Below are 689 nucleotides of genomic sequence, written 5' to 3'. Positions count from 1 at the left end.
TGCCTCATCGAGGCGCCCGGCGCGGGCCAGGCACTCCGTGTACCAGAACGTGCAGGTGGTGAACGCGCCCTCGTCGCCGCCCAGGCCGTCATCGACGCGGTAGCGGTAGACCAGTCCGTCGTCGCACAGCTGCTCGCCGATGGCGTCCAGCGTCTGGAGCCAGACGGGGTCGGTCGAAGAGACGAAGCGCACGAGCGGCATCATCAGCAGTGCCGCGTCGAGTTCCGTGCCGCCGCGCTCCTGAACGAAGTAGCCATGCTCGGGGTGGCGGAAGTTCGTCCATATGTCGGCGACGATTTCGTCACGGGCCTGCGCCCAGGCGACCAGCGGGGCGGGAAGGGAGCGCTTCTTGGCCAGGCGGATGGCGCGGTCGAGCGCGACCCAGCACATCACCCTGGAATGCAGGAAGTGGCGCGGCGCCGAACGCATTTCCCAGATGCCTGCATCCGGTTCGTTCCAGTGCTTGATCACGTAGTCGACGATGGTGCAGACATGCTGCCAGCCCTGGTAATGGATGGGGTCCCCGTACTTGTTGGAGAGGTAGGCGCTGTCGAGCAGTTCGCCGTAGATGTCGAGCTGGATCTGCTGCTGCGCCGCGTTGCCGATGCGCACGGGCCGGCTGTCCGCATAGCCTGCCAGATGCGGCAGTTCCTGCTCCTGCGCCGTGGCGGATCCATCGAGCGCATACA

The 689-nt window shown here is 66.3% G+C and carries 1 protein-coding gene; it reads right to left on the bottom strand.

Annotated elements, in window-relative coordinates:
- A partial coding sequence (locus K9U40_RS23175; RefSeq protein WP_282892424.1) for a glycoside hydrolase family 15 protein occupies positions 1-689 on the bottom strand: 689 nt, incomplete at both ends.

This window comes from Xanthobacter autotrophicus (assembly GCF_030015065.1).
Taxonomy (GTDB): Bacteria; Pseudomonadota; Alphaproteobacteria; order Rhizobiales; family Xanthobacteraceae; genus Xanthobacter; species Xanthobacter autotrophicus_D.
The sequence above is the reverse complement of the archived record's forward strand: the minus strand, read 5'-3'. Positions and strand labels throughout refer to the sequence as shown.